General features: G+C 45.1%; 21 protein-coding genes. 19 read left to right on the plus strand and 2 right to left on the minus strand.

The annotated features are described in order from the left end of the window. Positions 1–23 precede the first annotated feature (23 nt). The 3 genes from N6H06_RS11995 to N6H06_RS12005 all read left to right on the plus strand — a co-directional run bounded on the left by N6H06_RS11995 (position 24) and on the right by N6H06_RS12005 (position 2,171). The gene (locus N6H06_RS11995; protein ID WP_213029149.1) at positions 24–386 is read left to right on the plus strand and encodes a MerR family transcriptional regulator; all 363 of its coding nucleotides are present in this window, start codon (positions 24–26) and stop codon (positions 384–386) included. A 15-nt stretch (positions 387–401) separates the two neighbouring features. After that, positions 402–1,220 carry an SDR family oxidoreductase gene (locus N6H06_RS12000; protein WP_263706794.1) on the plus strand — a complete coding sequence of 273 codons (819 nt, stop codon included), beginning with the start codon at positions 402–404 and terminating at the stop codon, positions 1,218–1,220. A 564-nt stretch (positions 1,221–1,784) separates the two neighbouring features. Then, on the plus strand, positions 1,785–2,171 hold the full coding sequence (locus N6H06_RS12005; protein WP_062748576.1) for a cytidine deaminase family protein: 387 nt from the start codon (positions 1,785–1,787) through the stop codon (positions 2,169–2,171). Positions 2,172–2,373: 202 nt separating this feature from the next. On the opposite strand, the gene N6H06_RS12010 is transcribed toward N6H06_RS12005, so the two are convergent. Then, a complete protein-coding gene (locus tag N6H06_RS12010) occupies positions 2,374–2,802 on the minus strand; it encodes an SRPBCC family protein (protein WP_213029151.1) in 429 nt (142 codons plus the stop codon). Between the two features lie 426 nt (positions 2,803–3,228). Here N6H06_RS12010 and N6H06_RS12015 point away from each other — a divergent pair, with 426 nt between their 5' ends. The 11 genes from N6H06_RS12015 (at position 3,229) to N6H06_RS12065 (ending at position 14,086) form a co-directional block, all read left to right on the plus strand. Further along, complete coding sequence (locus N6H06_RS12015; RefSeq protein WP_263706799.1) at positions 3,229–3,813, plus strand: TetR/AcrR family transcriptional regulator; 585 nt, start codon at positions 3,229–3,231, stop codon at positions 3,811–3,813. 27 nt (positions 3,814–3,840) lie between these two features. Then, entirely contained in the window at positions 3,841–4,932 is a 1,092-nt protein-coding gene (locus tag N6H06_RS12020; RefSeq protein WP_263706801.1) for a serine hydrolase domain-containing protein, read from the plus strand. Between the two features lie 161 nt (positions 4,933–5,093). Beyond that, the gene (locus N6H06_RS12025) at positions 5,094–5,909 is read left to right on the plus strand and encodes a pentapeptide repeat-containing protein (protein ID WP_263706802.1); all 816 of its coding nucleotides are present in this window, start codon (positions 5,094–5,096) and stop codon (positions 5,907–5,909) included. 194 nt (positions 5,910–6,103) lie between these two features. Then, entirely contained in the window at positions 6,104–6,409 is a 306-nt protein-coding gene (locus tag N6H06_RS12030; protein WP_062748566.1) for a PTS sugar transporter subunit IIB, read from the plus strand. Between the two features lie 30 nt (positions 6,410–6,439). Further along, a complete protein-coding gene (gene celB / locus N6H06_RS12035) occupies positions 6,440–7,735 on the plus strand; it encodes a PTS cellobiose transporter subunit IIC (RefSeq protein WP_263706805.1) in 1,296 nt (431 codons plus the stop codon). A gap of 9 nt (positions 7,736–7,744) precedes the next feature. After that, entirely contained in the window at positions 7,745–8,080 is a 336-nt protein-coding gene (locus tag N6H06_RS12040; protein WP_082808340.1) for a PTS lactose/cellobiose transporter subunit IIA, read from the plus strand. Positions 8,081–8,082: 2 nt separating this feature from the next. Beyond that, positions 8,083–9,471, plus strand: coding sequence for a glycoside hydrolase family 1 protein (locus N6H06_RS12045; RefSeq protein ID WP_263706807.1), 1,389 nt, complete (start codon positions 8,083–8,085; stop codon positions 9,469–9,471). 62 nt (positions 9,472–9,533) lie between these two features. Beyond that, positions 9,534–11,453 (plus strand): BglG family transcription antiterminator, encoded by a 1,920-nt coding sequence (locus tag N6H06_RS12050; protein ID WP_213029154.1) that lies wholly within the window; start codon positions 9,534–9,536, stop codon positions 11,451–11,453. Positions 11,454–11,725: 272 nt separating this feature from the next. Beyond that, entirely contained in the window at positions 11,726–12,334 is a 609-nt protein-coding gene (locus N6H06_RS12055; RefSeq protein WP_062748557.1) for a TetR/AcrR family transcriptional regulator, read from the plus strand. A 191-nt stretch (positions 12,335–12,525) separates the two neighbouring features. Further along, a complete protein-coding gene (locus N6H06_RS12060; RefSeq protein WP_062748555.1) occupies positions 12,526–13,287 on the plus strand; it encodes an SDR family oxidoreductase in 762 nt (253 codons plus the stop codon). A gap of 466 nt (positions 13,288–13,753) precedes the next feature. Continuing rightward, entirely contained in the window at positions 13,754–14,086 is a 333-nt protein-coding gene (locus N6H06_RS12065) for a GyrI-like domain-containing protein (protein WP_318527560.1), read from the plus strand. 197 nt (positions 14,087–14,283) lie between these two features. Here N6H06_RS12065 and N6H06_RS12070 read toward each other — a convergent pair whose 3' ends face one another. Beyond that, positions 14,284–14,772, minus strand: coding sequence for a hypothetical protein (locus N6H06_RS12070; RefSeq protein ID WP_263706812.1), 489 nt, complete (start codon positions 14,770–14,772; stop codon positions 14,284–14,286). 240 nt (positions 14,773–15,012) lie between these two features. On the opposite strand from N6H06_RS12070, the gene N6H06_RS12075 reads away from it, so the two are divergent. From N6H06_RS12075 to N6H06_RS12095, 5 genes are all read left to right on the plus strand, one after another. After that, entirely contained in the window at positions 15,013–16,401 is a 1,389-nt protein-coding gene (locus N6H06_RS12075) for a glycoside hydrolase family 1 protein (RefSeq protein WP_062748549.1), read from the plus strand. Between the two features lie 12 nt (positions 16,402–16,413). Continuing rightward, a complete protein-coding gene (locus N6H06_RS12080; protein ID WP_263706813.1) occupies positions 16,414–19,521 on the plus strand; it encodes an alpha-mannosidase in 3,108 nt (1,035 codons plus the stop codon). Positions 19,522–19,812: 291 nt separating this feature from the next. Further along, the gene (locus N6H06_RS12085; protein ID WP_213029157.1) at positions 19,813–21,750 is read left to right on the plus strand and encodes an endo-beta-N-acetylglucosaminidase; all 1,938 of its coding nucleotides are present in this window, start codon (positions 19,813–19,815) and stop codon (positions 21,748–21,750) included. A gap of 233 nt (positions 21,751–21,983) precedes the next feature. Beyond that, the gene (locus N6H06_RS12090; protein WP_263706817.1) at positions 21,984–24,671 is read left to right on the plus strand and encodes an alpha-mannosidase; all 2,688 of its coding nucleotides are present in this window, start codon (positions 21,984–21,986) and stop codon (positions 24,669–24,671) included. Further along, a complete protein-coding gene (locus N6H06_RS12095; RefSeq protein ID WP_263706819.1) occupies positions 24,668–25,969 on the plus strand; it encodes a glycoside hydrolase family 125 protein in 1,302 nt (433 codons plus the stop codon). The genes N6H06_RS12090 and N6H06_RS12095 overlap by 4 nt, the downstream gene beginning before the upstream one ends.

A 25,969-nucleotide genomic window follows, 5' to 3' on the forward strand; every position in this document is an offset into this window, starting at 1 on the left:
CAAAAGAATGGACGAAATCTTCTATGGGCCTTCAAATTAGTCAGCTTGCGAGCGAGGTCGGATTGTCTATTCACACTCTTCGTTACTATGAAAAGGAAGGGATTCTTCCACCCGCCAAACGTAATGAAAGAGGGATTCGCATATTTGATTCGGAAGACATTGAATGGATCAAATTCGCATGCTGCCTACGTGATTCGGGCATGAGTATTGCCGAAATGAAGCAATTTGTGCAACTGGTCAAAAAAGGAGATGAAACGAAAACTGCACGTATCCAAATGCTTCAATTACAAATTGAACGCATCGAATCCCAATTCGAACAATTAATTCAATTCAAGGAAAACATTCAATACAAAATTGATTTATATTCCTCTCAGGTAGGAGATTAAAGGAGACGCCAGTCCATGAAAACAATCATGATCACCGGTACATCTGCAGGAATCGGAAGAGCTACAGCCTTACATTTCGCAAATAAGGGATGGAACGTTATCGCTACTATGCGTTCTCCTGAAAAAGAAACGGAGTTGACCAAGGTTGAGAACGTTTGGGTTACCCATCTCGACGTTGAAAACAAGGAATCGATCCAACATGTAATCGAGCAAGGGATAGCAAAATTCGGGGAATTTGACGCCGTTGTAAACAATGCAGGTTACGGTGCATTTGGTATCTTTGAGGCTGCAACGGAAGAACAAATTCAAAGACAGTTTGATGTCAATGTTTTTGGTCTGATGCGGGTAACCAAAGCGATCTTGCCTCATTTTAGAAAGAACCGTAAGGGAGTTATTATCAACGTTACCTCTGAGGGAGGCAGAGTCACCTATCCATTGTTTTCGCTTTATCATGCTTCCAAATTTGCCGTAAACGGATTCACTGAGTCTCTCCTTTATGAGCTGTCTCCATTTAATATTCGGGTAAAGATTGTGGAACCGGGACCCACCAAAACCGAGTTCACGGGCAGATCTAGGGATGCTATTCAGGATACCCGGTTGACAGATTATAGTGAATTCGAGCAAAAAATCAATTTCATGTATCAAAGCCTGTTTGACCCTGAACAAATCGCTTCTCCGGAACTTGTTGCTGAAGTTATCTACAAGGCGGCAATCGATCCTTCCCGCCAACTGAGATATCATACCGGCTCTGAGTTGATGATTGAACGCGAAGAACTAAACGATCATGAATTTATCGGTAAAATGGCTCAAAGATTTGGTATAGATATCAAATAATCTTCAGCATTTCATGTGCATTTCCTATTGTGCAAAGACAGAGACGAACAGCCTTCTAGTAAATGGGTTGCTGTTCGTCTTCGTAAATTGACTGAGGAGAAACAAATCTTCCCGTCTATTGCCCAACAGAGTCAAGTGGTTAAATAGTTACAAAAATGAATGCTTAATTAGATTAAGTTAACTATATGAGTGTAATAAAAAGTCTGTTTTATAGAGTGTGGACTAAGGTGGAATAAAGTAAGGGCTGCCATATTCGGACCAGCTTTTACATGTTCCACTTTCGTTTCTCGCTCTCTGCCTGATAAATTTATTTACTTATATGATCGAATTTTCTGTTCATAGCTGAAAAGGCGTTATCGAAGTAGCACTTGGCTTTTCTCCGTTAACATGGGGACAATAGGCAAAGCGGTCGTTAGCTTGTAAACTTGCCGTTTTATAAGATTTTATGAAAAACGGGGGGTTGTCAAAAGGAAGAGAACATGTCATTTGTAAGATCTATATATGATTCAATGTCGATATGCTTCAGTCAGGTATCCCCAAAGCGTAAATAAAAGGAGTGGTCATGTGACATTTGATCAACTATACATGGAAGCGAAAGCGGTTATACAACCTCGGAAATTATCTGACGTCGTTGAAGTCGGTGGTGTCGGTGCAGCAATTGAAACTGCGGACGGTAACATTTATACAGGTGTTTGTATTGATATGGCCTGTTCCATCGGTTTTTGTGCCGAGCATGCAGCTGCGGCGGCGATGATTACGGCTGGGGAAAGCCATATTAAGAAAATGATTGCTGTTGATTGGGATGGTCGCGTTTTACCCCCTTGTGGAAGGTGCCGGGAATTTATTAGCCAAATGAATGACGCTAATGCCAAGACCCAGGTTATGGTATCCGAAGACCAAATTGTTTCTCTGCAAGAACTATTGCCTTACAGCTGGAGGAAGAAAAAGTGAAATGGCTCTGGATCTGAATGCTTGCAAAGCGATCAACACCAGCGAGGCGAGAGTGGGGGGCCACATTTGGTTCTTAAGATTAAAAAGTTCAAGTTTTGTAATTGTAAAAAAAGGAAGCAACCTTTTTCGTAGGAGGAAAGCTGCTTCCTTTTGTTTGTAATAACACCCATGTTTCAGATCAGGCGGTTTATAACAGTAATATTCAAAATGAACGCGATTGATAGGGCATTCCTTGGCCTTCTTCGCAGTAGCGTTTTAAACTGTATAGAAACATGGCCCAGTTATAGTTGCAAAACCGGTAAAAGCCGGTGACTTCCTTCCAGTTCGTATGGCGCAGTGTAATAGCGGTGTGATTATTATTCTCTTCTATTTCAAAGGAGACAGTTGTTCCTATCCACTCTGGGTCTGAATTCACACAGAGCCAGACGATTCTCTTGTTGGGGACAAGTTCCACGATTTTCATCCTCGTTAGGTCTTCCTTGCCGAAATGAAATTCGTTGACAGCTCCAACATGTTCCAGAACGGATAGCTCTCTCGTCCATACTTCAGAAAGTCCCTTAGCTGAGGTTAATGCTACGTACACCTCAGCAGCAGGAACATGAATGATTTGCAGATGTTCGATGCTGGCCATATTCTCCCACCCACTTATTTGTTTTGTTTCATTATAAAAAAATAAGTCGTACAGTATTTCTTATCGATTGCTATTATGGCTGGTCATTTCGGCTTTTGCTATCAGCCGTTTCTAGCCACTTCTGTTTGTCCATTACACGAATCGGTCCAGTAAAAACGGACCCGAGATTTAAAGCTGAACGAGTGTGTCCTTGGTCAGCTATGCTTGAGCTTTTGAGATTTTTGGCTCGTGCTTCGCTTCGACACCGTCCAAGTAATCGGAAGCAAGTCTAACTCGGTCTCCGTAAACCTATAGAGTGTTTAGCTGCTTCGTCAATTTCCCTTTTTGCTACAAGTTTTGATTTTAGCAGATGAATAAAGGGCTGGTCTTTGTTGATTAAATATCATACGATATATAACAATTGATATATATAATAGGAGAGTCACTATGCCACCTAAAAAGAAATTTTCAACAGAACAAATTATTGAAGCAGCGTGGACAATTGCGAAAGCGGAAGGAATCGACAGCATGACGATCCGAAAAGTGGCGGACCAGCTTGGAAGTTCGATTGCACCGATTTATGGGAATTTTTCGGATGCAGAGGAGTTAAAACAAGCAGTTGTAAAGAAAGTTAGCCAAGTGGGGCAACAAATGATCCGTGAGCAACATACAGGGAGTCCATTCGGAGATATCGGAGCTGCGAGCCTTCAGTTTGCCCTGGAGTATCCAGCGTTGTTCAGAGATTTAGCTATGAAGCCAAACGATTATTTGCAAAATTATGATCAGGACTTGGGCACAGAGCTTGTGAATCATATGAAAACCGATCCGGAGCTAATAGGTTTTGAGGAACAGGAACTGAGGATGATTTTGCTCAAGATGCGGGCTTTTCAAACAGGATTAACAATGATGGTTGTCAATCGGCAGCTGCCACCTGAGTTTGATTTAAAGCGCATGAAAAAGCTTTTAGATAGCGTTGCTGAAGATGTTGTCATTGCTGCTAAGTTACGCAAACAAGAGAATGGATCCGGCTGATTGTCACAATGAAAGGGAGGAAACGAGATGGGACACGAAGCGATTCGATCGGAAATTGAGCAAAGGCTAGCAGCGAAAGTGAATGCAGATCCGAAATTGCATAACGTCTACCTGCTAGTACATTCAGATCGGCTTGGCATCCACTGGCCGATGGCAGCAGGACAAACGGACAATATCGGGGCGAACCCAGACCAGCCCTTTCATACGGCAAGTGTGGGAAAAACATTCACTTCGGTGATCGTTGCGAAGTTCGTTGAAAACGGTCTCGCTAAGTTTGACGATCCGATCGCCCATTATTTGCCTGAAAGCCTGATGAAAGGGCTACACATTCTTAAAGGAAAAGAGTATTCGTCTGATATTCAACTAACACATTTATTAAGCAATACATCAGGCCTGCCCGATTTTTTCGAAGATAAACCGAGGCGCCACAAACCATTCTTGCAGGAAATTCTCGATGAACCGTCACGCTTTTGGACTCCTGAAGAAACGGTTGAGTGGTCGAAAGAGCATCTATTACCGCGTTTTCCACCGGGGCAAGGCTTTCACTATACAGACACAGGCTACAATTTACTCGGGCTGATCATTGAGTCGATTACGTCGAAGCCCTATGCGGACGTATTGCATGAGTACATTTTTAAGCCCTTGAAGATGAAGCATTCGTATTTATCCCAGTTTTCCGAGCCGGCAGCAAAAAGCGACTATCCGGTTGCCAATCTATATCTTGACGACCTTAAAATAAATGTAGAACAATACCGTAGTTTCAGCAGTTTTTATGCTGGCGGTCAAACTGTATGCACAATCGAGGATCTTCTCCTGTTTATGAAAGCACTTGTGCACAATCAACTGTTAACGCAAGAGAGCTTGCACCTCATGCAAAACTGGGGAAAGATGCGGTTGGGCTTAAAATATGGATATGGTCTTATGAAACTGCAATTTCTCCCGTTCACAGATAAATATACAGTATGGGGGCATCTCGGCGCGAGCGGTTCGTTTATGCTCTATGTGCCAGCGATGGATGTCTTTCTAACAGGGAGTTTTAACCAGACGGCGTACCAATCAAAAAGCATGAATTATGTGTTTATGAACATTCTTCGTATAGTAGCGCAAATGAACAAGTAAGCATACACGGTGGCTTTAGGCGAATTTCATTGCAACCATTCGAAATCTAGCAGACGTCCAGTGAACCGCGCAAACTAGAGTAGAGAAATAGATGATTGCTTGGGCGCAAAACTTCTTTATAATGAACATATCTTGTTCGTCATATAGGGAGTTGTATATCTATGGAAAGCGATGTAAAATCGGATTGCTTAAACTGTTTTGCGCTCTGTTGCGTGTCTCTGCCCTACATGAAATCGACTGACTTCCCTTATGATAAAGGCAGTGGGGAACCGTGCCGCCACTTATGTTCCAATCATCGATGTTCGATTCATGGGTCGCTACGAGAAAAAGGCTTTCAGGGCTGCGTAAGTTACGAATGTTTTGGGGCAGGTCAAAAGGTATCACAAGTTGTCTATAAGGGTAAGGATTGGCGTGAAGATAGTCGCATAGCCGAAGAAATGTTCTCCATCTTTCCGATTGTGCAGCAGCTACATGAAATGCTTTTCTATTTAAAACAAGCGATCGAGTTAGAAGAAGCCAAGGACTTGAAACTAGACATTCAGACTTTGTATGATTTGACTTATACATTAACAATTAAAACACCGGAGGAAATATTGGCGTTAGATATTGAAGCACATAGAAGTAAAATAAATCCTGTGTTAATAAAAGTGAGTGACGTATACCGGTCAAAATACCGGAAGAAGGGAAAAGGCAGCGAGACAAAAAAGAAACGGCCAGATTATATAGGCGCAAACCTCGCCAACGTCGATATGAAAGGGCAAAATTTAAGGGGGACGTTTCTCATTGCTGCCAACTTGACCAATAGTGACTTACGAGGAGTGGACTTTATTGGCGCAGACTTACGAGATGCGGACCTAAGCGGGGCAAACTTAGCTGGAGCACTCTTCTTAACACAGTCACAGATTCAGTCGGCTAAAGGGGATAAAGCAACGGTATTGCCTGATTATGTGGAGAGGCCCCAACACTGGGGGAGTTAACATGTGTCTGTTAAATAGAGGGAACAACCTCGATATGAGTTTGTTTGCTCTATTTTTTATGCCTGTTTTTCCGTTTATATGGCTATTTTTCCATCATTTCCGCAGACTGCGGAAAAAATTTGGGTGTAGTTGTAAGCGAATTCATTTTAAGATGAATGGTGAAAGAGGCGAATGAAGTTAAGGGGGAATGAAGGATGAACGTGTTGTTGGCGTGTTCAGCAGGAATGTCTACGAGCTTGCTTGTAGCAAAAATGAAGGAAGCTGCAGCCGAATTAGGGGTAGAAGCGGAAATTTGGGCGGTTGCCCAAGATAAGGCATTGGTAGAAATAGAAAAAGCTGATGTGCTGTTAGTAGGACCGCAAATGCGCTTTATGAAAAAGAAATATGAGGCAAAAGGCAAGGAAATTGGCGTTCCTGTCGAGATTATTGATGCGGTTGCGTATGGGCGTGTTGACGGCATGGCTGTTATGAAGCGGGCACTAGAACTGGCTGAGAAGTAAAAAAATAGTCGCCGGAAAGGGTGATCGTTAATGAATCGCTTCATGGAAGTACTTGAGAATGTATTAATGCCGCTTGCAGATAAGTTAAATAATAATCGTTATTTAACAGCATTGCGTGATGGCTTTATGGTTGCGTTGCCGCTCATTATCTTCGGTTCGATTTTTGTCGTTATCGCCAATCTTCCATTTATTGACCGCTTGATGAGTGAAGCCACTTACGCTCAATACCAGGAACTGATCGGCAGTGCTTCGTCGGCAACGCTGGCGATTATGGCGACGTTTGTCATCGTCGGTATTGGCTATAAACTGACGGAAAGCTATGGAGGCGAGGCGCTTTTTGGTGGCGTCACTGCTCTTGCTGCTTTTCTAATATTAATCCCGCAACACGTCGATGAGACGACCGGTGTTATTCCAGTTAGCGTGTTAGGCGCACAAGGGATGTTTGTCGGAATTATTACAGCATTTGTGTCTGCGGAACTGTACCGTTTTTTTGTGAACAAAAATTGGCAAATTAAGATGCCGAGCGGTGTACCAGATGCTGTGTCCCGTTCATTTAGTTCTTTGATTCCAATTACGATGACACTTTCGTTTTTCTTGTTGGTGCGTATCGCCTTTTCATTTACACCGTTTGAGACAGTACAAAATTTTGTTTACACATCGGTTCAAGCGCCTTTAACGGCACTTGGAAGCGGATTGACTGCAACAATCATCGCCGTGCTGTTGACGCAAATTTTCTGGTTTTTCGGTTTGCATGGCCAAATCATTATCAACTCTGTCCTTGACCCGATTTGGTTCACATTGGCGGGAGAAAACTTGGACGCATACAACGCAGGCAATGAGTTGCCCCATATTGTAAGCAAGCCGTTCATGGAATCGTTTATTGTCGGTATTGGCGGGTCTGGCATGACGCTGGCCGTTATTATTGCGATTTTCTTGATTGGGCGCAGCCGCCAACTAAAAGAACTTGGAAAAATCGGCGGCCCTCCTGGTTTGTTTAATGTCAATGAACCAATTATTTTTGGCTTGCCGATTATTATGAATCCACTCGTCATTATCCCGTGGCTGTTTGCGCCAGTCGTGGTGACAATTTTCACGTATTTTACGATGGCGGCCGGGCTTGTGCCGGCACCGTATGGAGCGATTGTGCCATGGACAATGCCACCTATTATTAGTGGAGCGCTGGCGACAAATTCATGGCAAGGAGCGGTCTTGCAAGTCGTAAACATGGCGATCGTGTTTGTCATTTGGTGGCCATTCTTGAAAGTAATGGATAAGCAATACTATGAAAATGAGCAAAACGAAGGCAAACCAACGAAAACAGCTTAGATAGGATGGGTGAGAAAAGTGGAGAAATCGACGGATGTAACAGAGGTTTCCTTCCGGATCATTTTGCACGCTGGAAATGGGAAAGGAAGCGCGATGGAGGCAATTCAAGCGGCGAAAGCAGGCGCCTTTGAACAAGCAGATGAGTTAATAGAAGAGGCAGGAAGAGAGCTGGCCAAAGCCCATGAATTTCAGACAAATTTAATCCAACAAGAAGCAAATGGAGGGCGGACAGAGTTGAACGTGCTGCTGATCCATTCCCAAGACCACTTGATGACGTCGATGACCGTACGTGATTTAGCAATTGAAATTATTGAAATATACCGCACGAAAAGGGGACTCCTATAAAGATGGCAAACACGTATTCTTTTCCGAAAGATTTCTGGTGGGGGTCAGCTGTTTCGGCAACACAAATTGAAGGAGCTGCCAATGAAGGAGGGAAAGGAAAAAACATTTGGGACCACTGGTACGAGCTTGAGCCAAATCGCTTTTTTAAAGAAATAGGGCCTAGTGAAACGTCTGACTTCTACCACCGATACAAAGACGATATTGCGCTAATGAAAGCGATCGGCCATAATAGTTTTCGTTTTTCCATTTCATGGTCAAGGTTGATTCCTGGCGGTGAGGGAGAAGTGAATAAGGAAGCAGTTGCCTTTTACAACGATGTCATTGATGAATTGATCGCTAATGGCATTGAACCATTTGTAAACTTATTCCACTTTGACATGCCGTTTGAACTGCAAGAAAAGGGCGGCTGGGAAAATCGCGAAGTGGTCGAATGGTATGCCAAGTATGCAGCTATTTGTTATGACTTGTTTGGCGATCGTGTGAAAAAGTGGTTTACGTTTAACGAACCGATTGTGCCAGTCGAGGGCGGCTATCTTTACGATTTTCATTACCCAAACATAGTGGATGCAAGAAGAGCGTTCCAGGTCGCCTACCACACGGTTTTAGCCCATGCATTGGCAGTGGCAGCGTTCCGTACACGCTCTATCGAAGATGGAAAGATTGGTATTATTCTTAATTTGACGCCTTCATACCCACGCAGCGATCATCAAGGGGATCAAAAAGCAGCCGTGATTGCCGATTTGTTTTTTAACCGTAGCTTTTTAGACCCTGTCGTCCTTGGCTCCTTTCCTAAAGAGCTTGTCGCCTTGCTTGATGAGTATGGGCAATTGCCAACCTATGAAAAAGAAGATGTTGCTCTTATTAACGCACAGCGGATTGACTTGCTAGGCGTTAATTATTATCAGCCCCGGCGTGTAAAAGCAAAAGAACATTTGCCTAATCCAGCTTCACCGTTTATGCCAGAATGGTTTTTTGACCATTATGACATGCCTGGACGGAAAATGAACCATTACCGTGGCTGGGAAATTTACGAAAAAGGCATTTATGACATTATGGTAAATTTAAAAGACAACTATGGAAACATTGAGTCGTTTGTATCCGAAAATGGCATGGGTGTGCAAAACGAAGAACGGTTTATGGAAAATGGGCAAATTCAAGATGAGTACCGGATTGAGTTTATAAAAGGGCATTTAAAATGGCTCCACCAGGCTATTAAAGAAGGCTGCAATGTCCGCGGCTACCATTTATGGACGTTTATGGACAATTGGTCATGGACCAATGCCTATAAAAATCGCTATGGGTTTATTTCAGTCGACGTGCAAACACAAAAACGGACACTGAAAAAGAGCGCGGAATGGATAAAAGGCGTGTCGCAGCAAAATGGGTTTTAAGGAGGACTGAGAACGTAAAAGGAGTGTTCCTTTTGCGTTCTTTCCACAGGAAGGAGGGCATCATGAATCGACGCTTACAATCAATTTTGAGAGAGCTGCTAGGCACACAGGGGTACGTCACCAGCCGTTACTTGGCCAGTGTCAACCAAGTTACGTCGCGGACAGTGCGTGAAGATGTGAAACAACTGCAAACGGAGTTGGCCAACATTTCTGCTGGCATTGAATCCGTGCCTGGAAAAGGTTATAAGCTGACGATTGAAGATGAGGCAAAGTTCCGCCAATTTTTACAGAGAGAAACGACGGGCAATCACGGCGCTCCGATCAGTCCAGAAGAACGAGTCATCCGTTTAATTCAGAAACTATTGTTGGCTGAAGAATACCTGAAGCTAGACGACTTAGCGGATGATCTGTTTATTAGCAAATCAAGTTTGCAAAACGACTTGAAAAACGCCAAATTGATTTTAGCTAGGTACGGGCTTCAAGTCGCTACAAGGCCCAATTACGGATTATATCTTAAGGGAGATGAACTTAAGCGCCGGTTTTGCATGGCTGAGTACGTGTTTGAACGAAAAAACGTTGCGGCTGATTTAACGAGCATGCAATTGTCCGCGTTTATGAAAGAAGAGCACTTGGCTGACATTTGGGACATTCTGCTGACGACGATGCAGGAAAATGGGATCACGTTGTCTGATATTGCTATTAATAATTTATTTATTCATATTGTTATCGCCTTTAAACGGATCGAAGCAGGCCATCACATCTCCCTTTACCCAAAAGATGTGTCTGATATTTGCAGCCAACATGAATATTACGTTGCCAAAAAAATGATTGCCCGTCTTAACACGCATCTTGGTGTATCCTTTCCTGAAATTGAAATTGCTTATATTGCCATTCACTTGCTAGGCACACGCCTAGTTGCAGAACACGAGCAAGCGAACCATGACTTAAAAAAAGTGTTTGATGACGAGTATTATAAGCTAGCCAAGGCCGTCGTCGAGAAAGTGGAGAGGGAGCTCGATTTGAATATCGCGAATGACCAAGAGCTGCTTGTTAGCCTTATGCTCCATTTAAAGCCCGCGATTAACCGTTACCGCTACGGCATGAATATCCGCAACCCGATGCTTGCTGATATTAAACAGCATTATACGTTGGCATTTGAAGCAGCTGTCATTGGCCAAGCAGTGATTAAAGATAAGCTTGGCATCAGCATTGATGAAAACGAAATTGGCTACCTTGCCCTTCATATAGGCGCTGCCCTTGAACGCCGCAACCAGCAAAAAGAACCGAAGCGCATCTTAATTGTATGCGCGTCGGGCAGAGGCAGCGCTCAATTATTAAAGTATAAATTAGAAGCCAATTTTAAGAAACGGCTGTACATTGTCGATACGACAGAATACTACCAAATCGACCAAGCCGATTTAACAAATATTGATTTAATCGTTACTTCTATCCCTATAAAAAAAAAGATGCCAGTTCCTGTAGTAGAGGTGAATACGATATTAGGCACGGAAGACTTGGAACGAATTGAAACCCATTTAAGACACGGCGACAGCTTGCTCTCTTATACCGAAGCAGACCTTGTGTTTTTACAACAATCGCTCATAAGCAAGGAGGACGTTCTCCGATTTCTGGATAAACAATTACAAGAAAGAGGGTTGGTGAGTAAAGGCTTTTATGAAGCACTAGTGAAACGGGAAAAACTTGCCTCAACAGCGTACGGAAATTTAGTCGCGATCCCACACCCGATTACACCACAAACAGAAAAAACATTCCTAGCGTTTGTCACCTTAAAAGAACCGGTTAGCTGGAATGGAAAACCGGTCCAGTTGGTATGCTTATTATGTGTCAAACAAGGCAGCACCGAAGATTTAGAACGTGTCTATAACCAATTGCTTTATGTACTTGACCATCGTAACATTGTCCAAGAGTGCATAAAGTCCGAAGAGGCAACACGATTTCTCGCGGCCGTTTCACAGCGGTAGAGTAATTCGCGGCCACAAAAACCTTTACGGGGGTTCCATTCGCCTTCTAAACGACGACGGCGGGCGTTTGTCTACAGTCTGAAGCTGGACATACAGTTCAGCTTTTTTAGTACCCTCCTCCAAACGTATACGACAACGAAGCGCTCTTCTTAGTTCGTTGTACTCTACGTCGATAAGAGCTTTAACGGAGAAAATTACCCCATATTTGTCATAACCAGATCGATCGACACTGTAGTATAATTTACATGTGTTGAGTTATTGGGGGTGAAAGCGTGGAAAATAAATCCTATTTAGATTTACGGGTCTTGCGCACCAGAAAATCAATCCGAAATGCTTTTATTGCCTTGCTTGAAGAAAAGGAGTATAGCAAGATTTCGGTTAACGCCATTGCAAAGCGAGCTGAAATCAACCGTGTCACGTTTTACTCACACTATAAAGATATTCATGATTTAGTCGAAAGCTTTTTAAATGAGCTTCTAGCAGATATTCACCAAATTTTGACCGCTAAAGCGAATGCGGATTCTTACCAGCCAGGCATAGCACGGGATTCTTTGGTTTTGTTGCTCGAACATATTGCCGAGAATGCGCAAATCTATAAAGCATTGCTTGTGTCAAAACACATCCCTTTTTTTACCCCAAAACTAATGGAATTAATGAATCAACTAGTTGCCCACACGGAAGACTGTGTGAAGAAAGACGAGACGAATCGCTTTCTCGTATTTAAGACACCATCTGATATCTCAAGTTGGTATGCAACATCGGCGCTAGTTGGAACGATATCGATGTGGCTAGCCCATGATATGCCTTATACTCCACAAGAATTGGCACAACAGCTCATTGATTTAAACCCATTTAAACCTGCAGAACATCCAAGTTCATAACGTTATCAATTTTAATTGACATCATTGCCAGATGTGTCGTCTTACTTACAGTTTGGCCAAGATTGTTCATTGCCACTTTCGTTGAAAACACCTAACATGAAATTATAAAGGTAGTGTAGTCGTGGGAAAGTCGAATGGTTACTAGAAGCGATCTTCCGACTTGCCTATGACTAACATAAGGAGGGCTTTACATGAAACTTCAAGACAAAGTGGCAGTCGTAACAGGTGCAGCTTCTGGCATGGGTGCAGCAATTGCAAAATTATATGCAAGTGAAGGGGCCAAAGTCGTTGTCGCAGACTTGAATTTGGATGGAGCAGAAGCAGTCGTAAAAGAGATTGTCGCTGCCGAGGGCGTTGCGACTGCGGTAAAAGTGAATGTCGCTGAGTTAAGCGATGTAAATCAAATGATCGATCATGCTGTAAATGAGTACGGCACGCTCGATATTCTCGTGAATAATGCGGGCATTATGGATGGCTTTGAACCGATTGGGGATATTAACGACGAAAAATGGGACCTTCTTTTTGACGTGAATACAAAAAGTGTCATGCGTGCAACACGCAGAGCGCTTCCTCTCTTTTTAGAAAAAGGAAAAGGCGTAATTGTGAATGTCGCGTCTTCTGGCGGCCTTAATGGCGCTCATGCTGGCGCTGCCTACACTGCCAGCAAACATGCTGTTGTAGGCCTTACTAAAAATACAGGCTATATGTACGCAGAAAAAGGAATTCGCTGCAATGCCATTGCCCCTGGCGGTGTGGCAACCAACATTGCCGCAACTTTAAAAAACATTAACGAATTGGGCGCTAGCCGCTTGCAAGCGCCACGTGGGGTCATGCCTCGAGTTGGCCAAGCAGAAGAGATCGCACAAGTTGCTCTCTTTTTAGCATCAGACGACTCAAGCTTTGTTAACGGCACTGTTGTTACTGCAGATTCTGGCTGGAGCGCAGCTTTTTAAGCGATAACTAGGGCATAACTCAAGTTAACTAGAAAAAGAACGGGACCCGGCGTTCATGTCGTGGGCCCGTTCTTTCTGTGTTTTAAAGAAATGAAAAAAGATACCCTCTCATAAATTAGATTCACATCAAAGTCTAAAAAAACCAGTAGTGAACGGCTCGTTACTAGTTTATAAACGTATCATTGTGAAGGGCATCTTTATGGTTATTTTTGAAAGAGAGTGGGAGGGCGACTTATATTTTTAGAAAGGAATCAACAGGAAATGGGCGAATGGACTAGGGACAGAAAATAGTATGAAAAGGAAGTGCATTCGATGAAAAACTTTCACTGTGATATCGTTACTTTGCCAGCTTATCGAGCAATGGGAATGAAATGGAATGGTCCCTATTCAGATGTCAGTCATTTAAAAGAAGTTATCCATACGATGGAACATCGAGTAGAAGAGTTAAAGGATGTCATAAACCCAAATCCAGCTCGGATTATCTTATCATACTAGAAGCGATGGCTTTGAACATTATTCGGTATTTGAAGTAAAACGCACACAGCCTCTCCTTGAAGGTATGGTAGAACTATACGTGCCCGAAATGACGTATGTTGTTACAAAACATCAAAAAGGAGACGATATCGGACAAACTTACGAGTATATTCAGCAATGGTTAGCTGAGAGTGAGTATAAACCTTTTCAAGATCCAAATAGACACTATTATGATCCATTACCAATTAAACATGAACGATATCCAAAGGATCGAGATTTACAAGACCCTCATTTTGACATTCTTATCCCGATCACGACAAAGTAAATCTCTTTGTGCTTGGTGTCCCCCCTCTCATAATGAGTTGAAGCAAGTTCTAGCTGAATTGGCAGGAAGGATGGCTTCTCATTGGTAGTAGTAGAGTTTTCTGTGATGACGGTAAGATAAAATCTTGTTATTGATTCAACACGAACTTTGGTGGGATTTGGAGTGGCGGCATTAAGTGATAATTCGGGCTATCAAAATCATATTGAATTGGCGATTTTAATTCGTTCCTCTACCTTATTTTCCTTGTGGTGTGAGGCTAATGCAATGATATAGGTTAGCCCACACTGTCTAAAAATGAAATAATTTATGTTGGAATCAGGCATAGTGAAATGATAGCCTGTAATATTTTTATTTAGTAATACTTCTTTAGCCCATTTCTCACTTTCTAGATGTTCCTCCCCGACAAAAACGTTTATACTTAGTAATTCATTATTGGATTGATCCATATAGTCGACTCTTAGTGCACCTTGATCAATCGATCCACCTTGAGTGGTGTAATGAATCGGTAAGTATTGAGGTAAAACCACTTCAATCCCGTACAGGTAATTAAATTCTTGTACGGCTTTTTCAATTGGGAGAACGTCACCTAAAGGTTTGTTTGGATCTGGGGTTAAAGGGTCCTCCATACCACCTGTAAATATAGAAATAAAAACAAGTAATCCAGATAGAAGCTTGTTTAAAGTCATAAAATTACTCTCCTGTACGTTTATTTTGAACCATTATAAACAAAGCATACACTTGGCGGTTGTTTTCAATTCGGCAAGCTCAGTTGTAACGATATCCATTTTAAACCGCAACGTTTTAGCAAGGGAACGGCATGGAAAAAACATGGTTCCATTGAAATTTTTAAAGGACAATTGTGATTCCATGGAAGCGCTTTACAAGGAAACGCTATAATGGGGGCATTCGAGTAGGGAGGTTGAGGGATGACAACGTATCGGTTCCCAGATTCATTCTTTTTTGGCACAGCAGCCTCAGCAACGCAAATGGAAGGAGCAGCTTCCAGAGGAGGAAAAGGGAAAAATATATGGGATTATTGGCATGAGCAAGAACCGGGACGTTTTCATGGAGGAATCGGTCCAGAGGAGGCATCCCATTTTTATGACCGTTATCAAGAAGACATCAAGCTAATGAAAGAGATGGGTCACCATTCTTTCCGTTTTTCGATTTCGTGGTCGCGGCTGATTCCAGACGGTGATGGAGCGGTTAATGAGGAGGCGGTGTCGTTTTACGGGCATGTCATCGACGAACTGCTCGCTAACGGCATCGTCCCAATGGTGAACTTGTATCATTTCGATATGCCACTGGCCCTCCAACAAAAAGGCGGATGGGAAAATCGCGATGTCGTGGATGCCTTTGCTCGGTATGCCCGCATTTGTTTTGATTGCTTTGGCGGAAAAGTCACCCATTGGTTTACACAAAACGAACCAATTGTGCCAGTAGAAGCGGGTTATTTGTACACGATGCATTATCCCAATGTAGTTGATTTTAAGCGTGCTGTGCAAGTGGCCTACCATTCTATGCTGGCAAGCGCGAAAGGAGTAGCTGCCTTTCGAGCAAGTGGGCATAAAGGGAAGATCGGGCTCATTTTAAATTTGACCCCTTCTTATCCACGGAGCGATCATCCTGCAGATGTGGAGGCAGCGCGGATTAGCGACTTGTTGTTTAACCGCTCGTTTCTTGATCCAGCTATTAAAGGGCATTATCCGTTTGCACTCGTTCGTTTAATCGCTAAAACGGGCTTTTTACCGGAAGTGGAAGCCAGCGACGCCGAGTTAATTCGCATGAATACGATTGATTGGCTTGGCGTGAACTATTATCAGCCTCGTCGCGTCAAGGCAAAGGAGCATGTGCCGAATCCAGAAGCTCCGTTTATGCCAGAGCATTTATTTGATCCATATGAGATGCCAGGGAGAAAAGTGAACCCTCACAGAGGGTGGGAGATTTATGAAAAGGGCATTTATGATTTGCTTATTCATGTCCGTGACCATTACGGAAACATTGAGTGCTTTATTTCTGAAAATGGCATGGGTGTCGAAGGCGAAGAACGATTTCGTAACGACCAAGGCGTTATTGAGGACGACTATCGAATCGAGTTTATAAAAGGGCATCTCAAATGGGTCCATCAAGCATTGCAGGAAGGAGCCAATGTCCGAGGTTACCATTTGTGGACGTTTATGGACAACTGGTCATGGCTGAATGCTTACAAGAACAGGTACGGCTTGGTTGCCGTTGATCTTGAAAAAGGTGGCCATCGAACCGTCAAAAAAAGCGGCTGGTGGCTAAAGAACGTCATCGAGCAAAAAGGGTTTTAGGAGGGAAAAACGATGTTCTTAACGGAACGAAAATTGGCAGCACGGCTAAATGAGCTAAAAGCGTACCGATACCGTGATCCCATTGTGATACAATCATTCGCCATGGAGGAAGGGGACGATGCGGTTGGCGCCTATCCAAGGGGGCCGAGCGAGGACGCGGAGACGGTTACACTTGGAAGCCGTTGGGGTGGTCGTGACCGCTATGTTTGGCTATACACAACAGTGAATATTCCTAGCAATTGGGGCGACAAGCAGCCGGTAGGCCGATTCCGCTTCGGCCGGACTGGCGGTGGCACAAACTCCGGGTTTGAATCGTTGTTATTTATAAATGGGGAGCCGTATCAAGGAGTCGACTCTAACCATGAAGAAGTCTGGCTGCCGAAAGGGCAAGCAGGCAAAAAGTTAGAACTGGCTTTCCGGATGTGGACAGGCCTTGAAGGCGGAGGACCGCCTAGAGAACAGGTTTATGAACTAGAACTTGCAGAGTTGGCATGGCTTGACGAAGCGGCAGACGACTTGTATTTTACCGGTTTGGCAATCTGGCAAGCGATCGAGGAATTGCCAGAGGACGAACCCCATCGCCCAGAATTGCGGCGCATGCTGAATGAAGCGTTTCATGAAATGGATTGGACGATGCCACAAAGCCCATCATTCTACGAATCGTGCGAACGGGCGCAAAAAAAGCTGCGCAGTGAATTGGCGGCGAAGGAGAAAAACCATCCAGTCACGATTCACTGCCTCGGGCACACCCATATTGACGTAGCCTGGCTTTGGCGCCTTATTCATACACGAGAAAAGGCGGCACGTTCGTTTTCGACAGTGTTAAGGCTAATGGAACAATTTCCAGACTACCTATTTTTACAAACGCAACCGCAGCTCTACGCCTATGTGAAAGAAGACTACCCAGAGCTTTATGAACAAATCAAAGCGCGGATTCAGGAAGGGCAATGGGAAGTAGAAGGCAGCATGTGGCTCGAGGCTGATTGCAACATTCCAAGCGGCGAGTCGCTTGTACGGCAGATTGTGTTTGGAAAGCGCTTTATAAAGGAAGAGTTTGGCCGTGATTGCCACGTGCTTTGGTTGCCAGATGTATTTGGCTACAGCTGGGCGTTGCCGCAAATTTTAAAGCTGGCTGGCATCTCTTCGTTTATGACGACCAAAATTAGCTGGAATCAATACAACCGTATGCCCCATGACACTTTTTGGTGGCGCGGCTTAGACGGCACTGACATGTTGACGCACTTTATTACGACGCCCGAACCATGGAATGCGTCAGACTCGTGGTTTTACACGTACAATGGACTGATTGAAGCGAAAACGGTGCTTGGCGCATGGAAAGGGTACCGTGATAAGGCGATCAACAAAGAGCTATTGTTGGCGTATGGCTATGGCGACGGTGGCGGAGGCGTCAATCGGGATATGTTGGAGCTGCGAAGGCGCCTGGATGAAGTACCTGGCCTTCCCCATGTGAAGCCAGGCAAAGCCGGGGCATATTTCCAGCAGTTAAATGAAACGGTAGCGAATGCAAAGGAATATGTGCATCGCTGGGATGGCGAACTGTACTTGGAATATCACCGCGGCACTTATACATCGCAGGGATTGGTTAAAATGCATAATCGCAAACTGGAATTAGCGCTCCGTTCCCTTGAGGCGCGTGCTGTCGCGAAAACATGGCATCAAGGCTTTCGTGGTTATCCGGCTGAGGCGCTAAAAAAGGCGTGGACGATCGTGCTTCGCAACCAATTTCATGATATTATACCAGGTTCATCCATACGTGAAGTTTATCAAGACACGGAAGTCGAATATGCGGAAGCATGGGCGTACGTAAAAGCGGCCGAGGCGGAATTGGCAGGCAAAACTATCGGAGACGGTTGGTCTGTATGGGTGCCAGGTTCTTATGAGATGCCACGCCTTGTCCACGTACCAGGCTTACAAGCAGATAGTTTATGTTTTTACAATGGGGCCAAACGCTTGCCGGCTCAGCAAGTTGATGACGGCTGGATCGTCCTTCTCCAAGCGCAAGCTGCTGTTGGCTCAATCAGTTTATCTGTGAAACAAGAGGCGGAGGAACGAGCGCCGGAAACGGCTTTTGTTTGGCGCGACGGTACGCTAAGCACACCTTTTTACGAAGTAGAGTGGAATGAAGCGGGGCAAATCGCTGTTTTGTATGACAAAGAAGCCGAGCGCCATGTCTTGCCTGAGGGAAGTGCAGCGAACGTGCTGCAATTGTTTGAAGATAAACCACTGGCCCACGACGCCTGGGACATCGACTTGTTTTACCAAGAGAAAGCGCCTTGCGAACCGGTATTCCAAGGCATGGAGATCATTGAAATCGGGGCGCTCCGGGCTGCTTTGCGCGTGTCTTACACGTATCACCGGACAACAATTGAACAGGATATCTTGTTTTATGCCCACTCAAAACGAATTGATTTCTCGACGAATGTTGATTGGCATGAACAACGAAAACTACTAAAAGTTGCATTTCCAGTAGATGTCCGGGCAACCACGGCCACGTATGACATCCAATTTGGAAATGTGGAACGCCCGACTCATTGGAATACATCGTGGGACATGGCGAAATTTGAATCGGTTGGCCACCAGTGGGCAGATTTGGCTGAAACGGGCTACGGAGCGAGCTTGTTGAACGACTGCAAATATGGTTACGACATAAAAGGCAATGTCCTCAGGCTGTCATTATTAAAGGGGGCGACTTATCCCGACACGGAAGCAGACCAAGGAAAGCACGCGTTTACGTACGCCTTTTACCCTCATCGCGGAGACTGGCGAGAGGCCAACACACAAGGAGAAGCATGGGATTTAAACGAACCATTAATAGCCGAACAAACAGAAGCCGTTTATAAATTGTTTTCGGTGCGGTTCAGTCATGTGCATCTAGACGCAATCAAGAAAGCAGAGGATACAGCAAGCACGATCATCCGTTTGCATGAGTTTGAAGGCCGAAGCGGTAAGGTGGTAATTGATTGGCATGGCCCCGCCCCAAAATGGCGTGAAGTGAATTTAATGGAGGAACCGCTATCCGATTGGCAGGAAGGAGAAATAACCTTTGCGATAAAGCCGTATGAATTAAAAACGATTGAAGTGGGCGGATCTGTCCGTTAAGGGAGGGCTTTCCCTCCTTCAGACTGTAGTGGTCGTTTGTCTCAGTTATATGCTTTGAAACGATCGGTTCATGCGCAAGAAAACCGTTGCTGATAAACCCCCGTTCTTTTCGCATCTTCCCTCGCCTGCACTCTCATCTGACAAGCGCTTTCTATCAGTCTGAGAATGTTAAGTGGAAAAAGCAAAGAACGCTGGAGAAATCATAGAATGGTGTCGGAGAACGAGGAATAGCAAGGTGAAAAGCGTATAGTGTCATAGAATTGAATTTGAAATCGAAAGGAGAGCTAAAGTTTGAGAAAAGCTTTTTTAGTCGGTCTTGTTTGCACAGCGTGTGTATTGCTCCATGATGATCCAGTTGCCGCATCTACGTACAACGGCCCGCTGTCCTCCCATTGGTTTCCAGAGGAACTTGCCCAATGGGAACCAGACAGTGATCCAGACGCACCCTTTAACAGAAGCCATGTTCCGCTGGAACCAGGCCGCGTTGCGGATAGGGTAAATGCTAATGCAGACAAGGACGCACACCTTGTTTCGTTGTCCGCGCTAAACAGGCATACATCAGGTGTTCCATCGCAAGGAGCGCCAGTTTTCTATGAAAATACGTTCAGCTATTGGCATTATACAGATTTGATGGTTTATTGGGCTGGTTCAGCTGGCGAAGGCATTATCGTTCCGCCAAGTGCCGATGTCATTGATGCATCGCACCGAAATGGGGTGCCGATTTTAGGAAATGTGTTCTTCCCGCCGACGGTTTATGGAGGGCAGCTAGAGTGGCTAGAACAAATGTTAGAGCAAGAGGAGGACGGTTCATTCCCCCTTGCTGACAAATTGCTAGAAGTCGCAGACTATTATGGGTTTGACGGCTGGTTTATTAACCAAGAAACAGAAGGGGCAGACGAAGGAACAGCCGAAGCCATGCAAGCTTTTCTCGTTTATTTGCAGGAACAAAAGCCAGAAGGCATGCACATCATGTGGTATGACTCGATGATTGATACAGGGGCGATCGCCTGGCAAAACCATTTAACGGATCGAAATAAAATGTACTTGCAAAATGGCTCGACCCGCGTCGCTGACAGCATGTTTTTGAACTTTTGGTGGCGTGACCAGCGCCAATCGAACGAATTGGCACAAGCACTTGGCAGGTCTCCGTATGACCTCTATGCCGGAGTGGATGTGGAAGCACGAGGGACAAGTACCCCTGTTCAGTGGGAAGGCCTGTTTCCTGAAGGAGAAAAGGCGCATACATCACTCGGGTTATACCGTCCAGATTGGGCATTTCAGTCAAGTGAAACAATGGAAGCGTTTTATGAAAAAGAACTACAATTTTGGGTTGGCTCGACAGGAAATCCAGCCGAAACAGACGGCCAGTCAAATTGGCCTGGCATGGCGCACTGGTTTCCCGCGAAAAGCACCGCTACTTCGGTACCCTTTGTGACTCACTTTAATACGGGCAGCGGCACTCAGTTTTCGGCAGAAGGCAAAACTGTGTCGGAACAGGAATGGAATAACCGCAGCCTTCAAGATGTGCTGCCGACATGGCGCTGGATTCAGCATGGCGGCGATTTAGAGGCAACATTTTCTTGGGAAGAAGCGTTTGAAGGGGGAAGCTCGTTACAATGGCATGGCTCATTAGCGGAAGGAGAACACGCCCAAATCGAGCTCTATCAAACAGAGTTGCCGATAAGCGAAGGCACTTCGCTAACGTGGACATTTAAAAGCGAGCACGGCAACGATTTAAATGTGGGCTTCCGTTTAGATGGGGAAGAGGACTTCCGTTATGTGGAAGGAGAACAGCGTGAATCGATAAATGGTTGGACGCAGTGGACGTTGCCGCTGGATGCGTTTGCTGGTCAGACGATAACAGGGCTGGCATTTGCAGCGGAAGGGAATGAGACTGGGCTGGCAGAATTCTATATTGGACAACTGGCCGTAGGTGCTGATAGCGAAAAGCCTGCCGCTCCAAACGTGAACGTACGCCAGTACGACCCAGACCCGAGTGGCATTCAGCTCGTATGGGAAAAACAAAGCAACGTCCACCATTACCGCGTTTATAAAGAAACAAAGCACGGCAAAGAGCTAATTGGCACATCTGCTGGAGATCGAATTTACCTAGAAGGCCTAGTCGAGGAAAGCAAACAGAACGACGTGCGTCTGCATGTAGAAGCACTAAGTGAAACATTTGTGCCAAGTGATGCTCGCATGATCGACATAAAAAGCGGCTCGTTTTAGGATGCAGACACGGATCGAACTCTTCTCTTTGCTATAAGCGCTTATTATTTTTGAAGTTAGCGACCTTGTGAGGTGTCAATAAACTTGACACCTCTTTTGTATTTTTTCATTTGGTGGATTAATGTTAAATTCATTGGAATTTGTTTATCACCTTTTAACAGGCGCTTGTTGCCTTTCGGAAAAATTGGTACGTTAATGATGAATGCGCTTACTTGAGAGGGTGATTGGAGAAAATGAAAACAACAGCACATATTATTGCCCATACCCATTGGGACCGAGAGTGGTACCGGCCTTTTGAACATCATCGCCATGACTTTGTCGTACTTATGAATCAGCTGCTGGCCCAATTTGAGCAGGATCCATCGTTTGCAAGTTTTCACTTGGACGGACAAACGATCCTGTTAGCCGATTATCTTGCTGTCCACCCAGAAAAGGAAGAGGCGCTAAAAAAATGGGTTCAGGCGGGCAAGTTGAACATTGGCCCGTGGTATGTGCTCCAAGATGCCTTTTTGACAAGCGCAGAAGCAAATGTGCGCAATTTGCTATATGGAATGGCAGATGCCAGACGATTTGGCGAACCCGTTCTCATTGGATATTTTCCGGATACGTTCGGGATTTATGGCCAAGCCCCACAGCTTCTTAAACAAGCAGGCATAACTGCTGCTGCATTTGGACGGGGCGTGAAGCCAACGGGCTTTAATAATACCGTTTCTGATGCCAAAGCGTTTGAATCTCCCTATTCAGAACTGAATTGGTCGGCGCCGGATGGTTCATCGGTATTGGGCATCTTGTTTGCCAATTGGTATTCAAATGGAAATGAAATTCCTGTTAATGAAAATGAGGCAAAAGCGTACTGGACAACGAAATTGGCTGATGCAAAAAAATATGCCTCGACGAGCCATTTGCTCTTCATGAATGGCTGCGACCACCAGCCGGTGCAACGGAATTTGCCGGAAGCGATTAAGACAGCGCAAGCACTGTTTCCTCATATACAATTTATTCAATCAGATTTTACATCTTATATTGAACAAGTACGAACGGAATTACCGCCAACGATACAAACGATCACAGGGGAACTGCGGAACCAGCGGACGGACGGGTGGTCAACGCTAGTCAACACAGCTTCGAGCCGTATTTATTTGAAGCAATTAAATGAAAAAGCGCAAATGCTACTAGAAAAACAAGTTGAACCACTGCTTGCGATTGAGTGGTTGCTCGGACATGAAGTGGATGGGGCATATGTACGCTATGCCTGGAAGCAACTGATGGAAAACCATCCCCATGACAGCATTTGCGGATGCAGCGTCGATGAAGTTCATGAAGAAATGGTGGTTCGCTTTCAGAAAACAATCCAACTGGCAGAGCGTCTGGCAGAAGCCTCCATTGATCGGCTTGCTGAGCAAGTTGATACGACCCGTTTTGGAGAAGAAGCAATTCCAGTCGTATGCTTTAACGGCAGTGGCCACGCGAGTGAAACGGTCGTAGAGACTAATATTGCTTTTGAAAAAAAATATTTTACTGGAGAACTGTTTGCTGCGATGCTCCAGGAGCTTGATGAAAAGCCATTTCCTGTTTTCAAAGTGGTTGATCGTGCAGGGAATCCAGTAGAGGCAACATTTACGCAAATGGAGACAGCTTTTGGTTACGAATTGCCTGACGATGGCTTCCGAAAGCCTTATTACGCTAGACACGTAAACATGCAAGCCCATGTAAAACTTCCCGCTTTTGGTTATACAACGATTTATGTGCTTCGAGGCAAGCAGGAAGCAAAAGGAGAAATGATTGCCACTGCTGACGGGCGGTCATTGGAAAACGAGTGGCTAAAGGTAACGATCCACGATAATGGCAGCTATGATATGATCTGCAAACAAACAGGGACCCATTATCCGTACCTTGGTATTTATGAAGATAGCGGCGATATCGGCAATGAATATATGTACAAGGAAGCAAATGGGACGCGCTTAACGACAAAAGGCCACCAGGCGACAGTTAAAATCGTGAAAAATACAGCGCTTGAGGCAAGGATCGCAATTATCCACAAATGGGAGCTGCCTAAGTCGGCAGATCGATCGTTTGTAGATGAAAAGCGGGAGTTACGCTGGCACCCTAACAGGCAAGCAGGCAGAAGCGATGAGCAGATCACATGTGAAATGGTTACGACATTATCGCTGCAAAAAAACAGTCCTAGGCTTTTTGTCAATTGGACGATCGACAATCAAACACTTGACCATCGGATCCGTGTTCTCTACCCAACTGGCGCCCGTTGTCAAACGCACTTAGCTGGCAGTGTGTTCGAAGTGGCTGAACGAAGCAACACGCCGTCAAAAGAATGGGAGAATCCAAGTTACGACCACCATATGCAAGGGTATGTTGCCGTCGGCAATGAAGAGCGTGGAGTGGCAATTGCCTCTTTTGGCTTGCACGAATACGAAGTGTTGCCTAAAAGCGACTATGCGATTGCGGTTACGTTGTTACGAGCGGTTTCTGAAATGGGCGATTGGGGCGACTTTCCAACAGCCGGCGCTCAATGCCAAGGGAAGCAAACGGCGCAATGGTCGGTTTATCCAACGCAAGGTGATTTACGGAAAAGTAAAATGTTGCCAAACATTTACCACGCCTACACACACCCTGTCGTCAAGCAGGTAAAGGCTAGCCGAGGGAGCTTGCCCCATTTCTTTGAAGCCGTTCCGATCGAGGCAGAAAACATGGTCATTACCTCAATCAAGCTAGCCGAGGACGGAAAAGCGGCAGCTATTCGTGCATTTCAACCTGGTTTAGGAGAAGGAATGGTCCAAAGGCGGAATGGTGCCTTATTATCGCGCTCTACCATTTTGGAGGAAGATTTGGGCGAAGTTCAGTCGGAAGCCGTCCGGCCCTATCAAATGAAAACATACCTTGTTAAAGGAGTGAACACACCGTGAAGGGCATCCCAGCGGGCTTGGCCCGGCTCATCGAAAAAGTGAACGGGGCGTTTCCTGAAGACGCCTACCTGCAGCGGTTATTCCAACAAACGTTTCTAAACACGTATGAAACCACGCTGCAGCCAGGTGAAGATGGCAAGACGTTTGTGATTACCGGCGATATCCCTGCTATGTGGCTTCGCGATTCTGCGGCGCAAATCAGGCCGTACTTGTTGGCGGCTGATGATCCAGAAGTAGCTGCTCTGATTAAAGGGGTGTTAAAGCAGCAAGTGGAATTTATGTTGCTTGATCCGTATGCAAACGCTTTTAATAAAGAAGCCAATGGCCAAGGGCACCAAGAGGATATGACAGAGATGGGTCCCCGCATATGGGAGCGTAAGTATGAAATCGACTCGCTTTGCTACCCGATCCAACTCGCTTACCTGTTTTGGAAACAAACCGGCATAACAGACCATTTCGATGCTCCTTTCCGCACAGCGGCTGCATCGATTATCGAGACATGGCAAGTGGAGCAACGTCATGAACAGAAATCGCCGTATCGGTTTGAAAGAAAAGGCGTACGGCAATCGGATACACTGAACCGGAACGGGAAAGGGACAGAAGTATCGTATACAGGCATGACGTGGAGCGGATTCCGCCCAAGCGACGATGCTTGCTTGTACGGCTATTTGGTGCCGGCAAACATGTTTGCCGCGGTCGTGCTTGGCTATTTGGGCGAAATATGCGATGCTGTTTGGAACGACCCAGACCTCAAACAAAAGGCTGCTGTTTTAAAAGCTGAAATCGAGGAAGGCATTGAAAGGCATGGAACTTTTGAACATCCTTATTATGGCACGATGTATGCATACGAAGTGGACGGAAACGGTAGAACGTTGCTGATGGACGACGCCAACGTCCCTAGTTTGTTAGCTGCTCCTTATTTAGGCTATTGCCGATTAGATGACGATCGGTACCAGAATACACGGCGCTTTTTGTTTACAAGGGAAAACCCGTATTACTACGAAGGAGAAGTTGCTTCTGGCATCGGAAGCCCACACACGCCAGATCATTATATTTGGCATATTGCCTTATCGATGCAAGGCTTGACAGCAAGCACAGTAGAAGAGAAGCAGGCAATTTTGAACACGCTAAAGGCAACCGATGGAGGCACGGGTTATATGCATGAAGGGTTTTTTGCGTCAGATTCCACTGTCTTTACGCGTGAATGGTTCGCTTGGTCCAATTCGCTTTTTAGTGAGTTTGTCCTTAGCTTATGCGGCGAATGGATTAAAGGAAGTCCCCTTGCAGAGGAGGCATAG

Origin of the sequence: Shouchella tritolerans (genome assembly GCF_025770735.1) — a bacterium.
GTDB lineage: Bacteria > Bacillota > Bacilli > Bacillales > Bacillaceae_D > Shouchella > Shouchella tritolerans.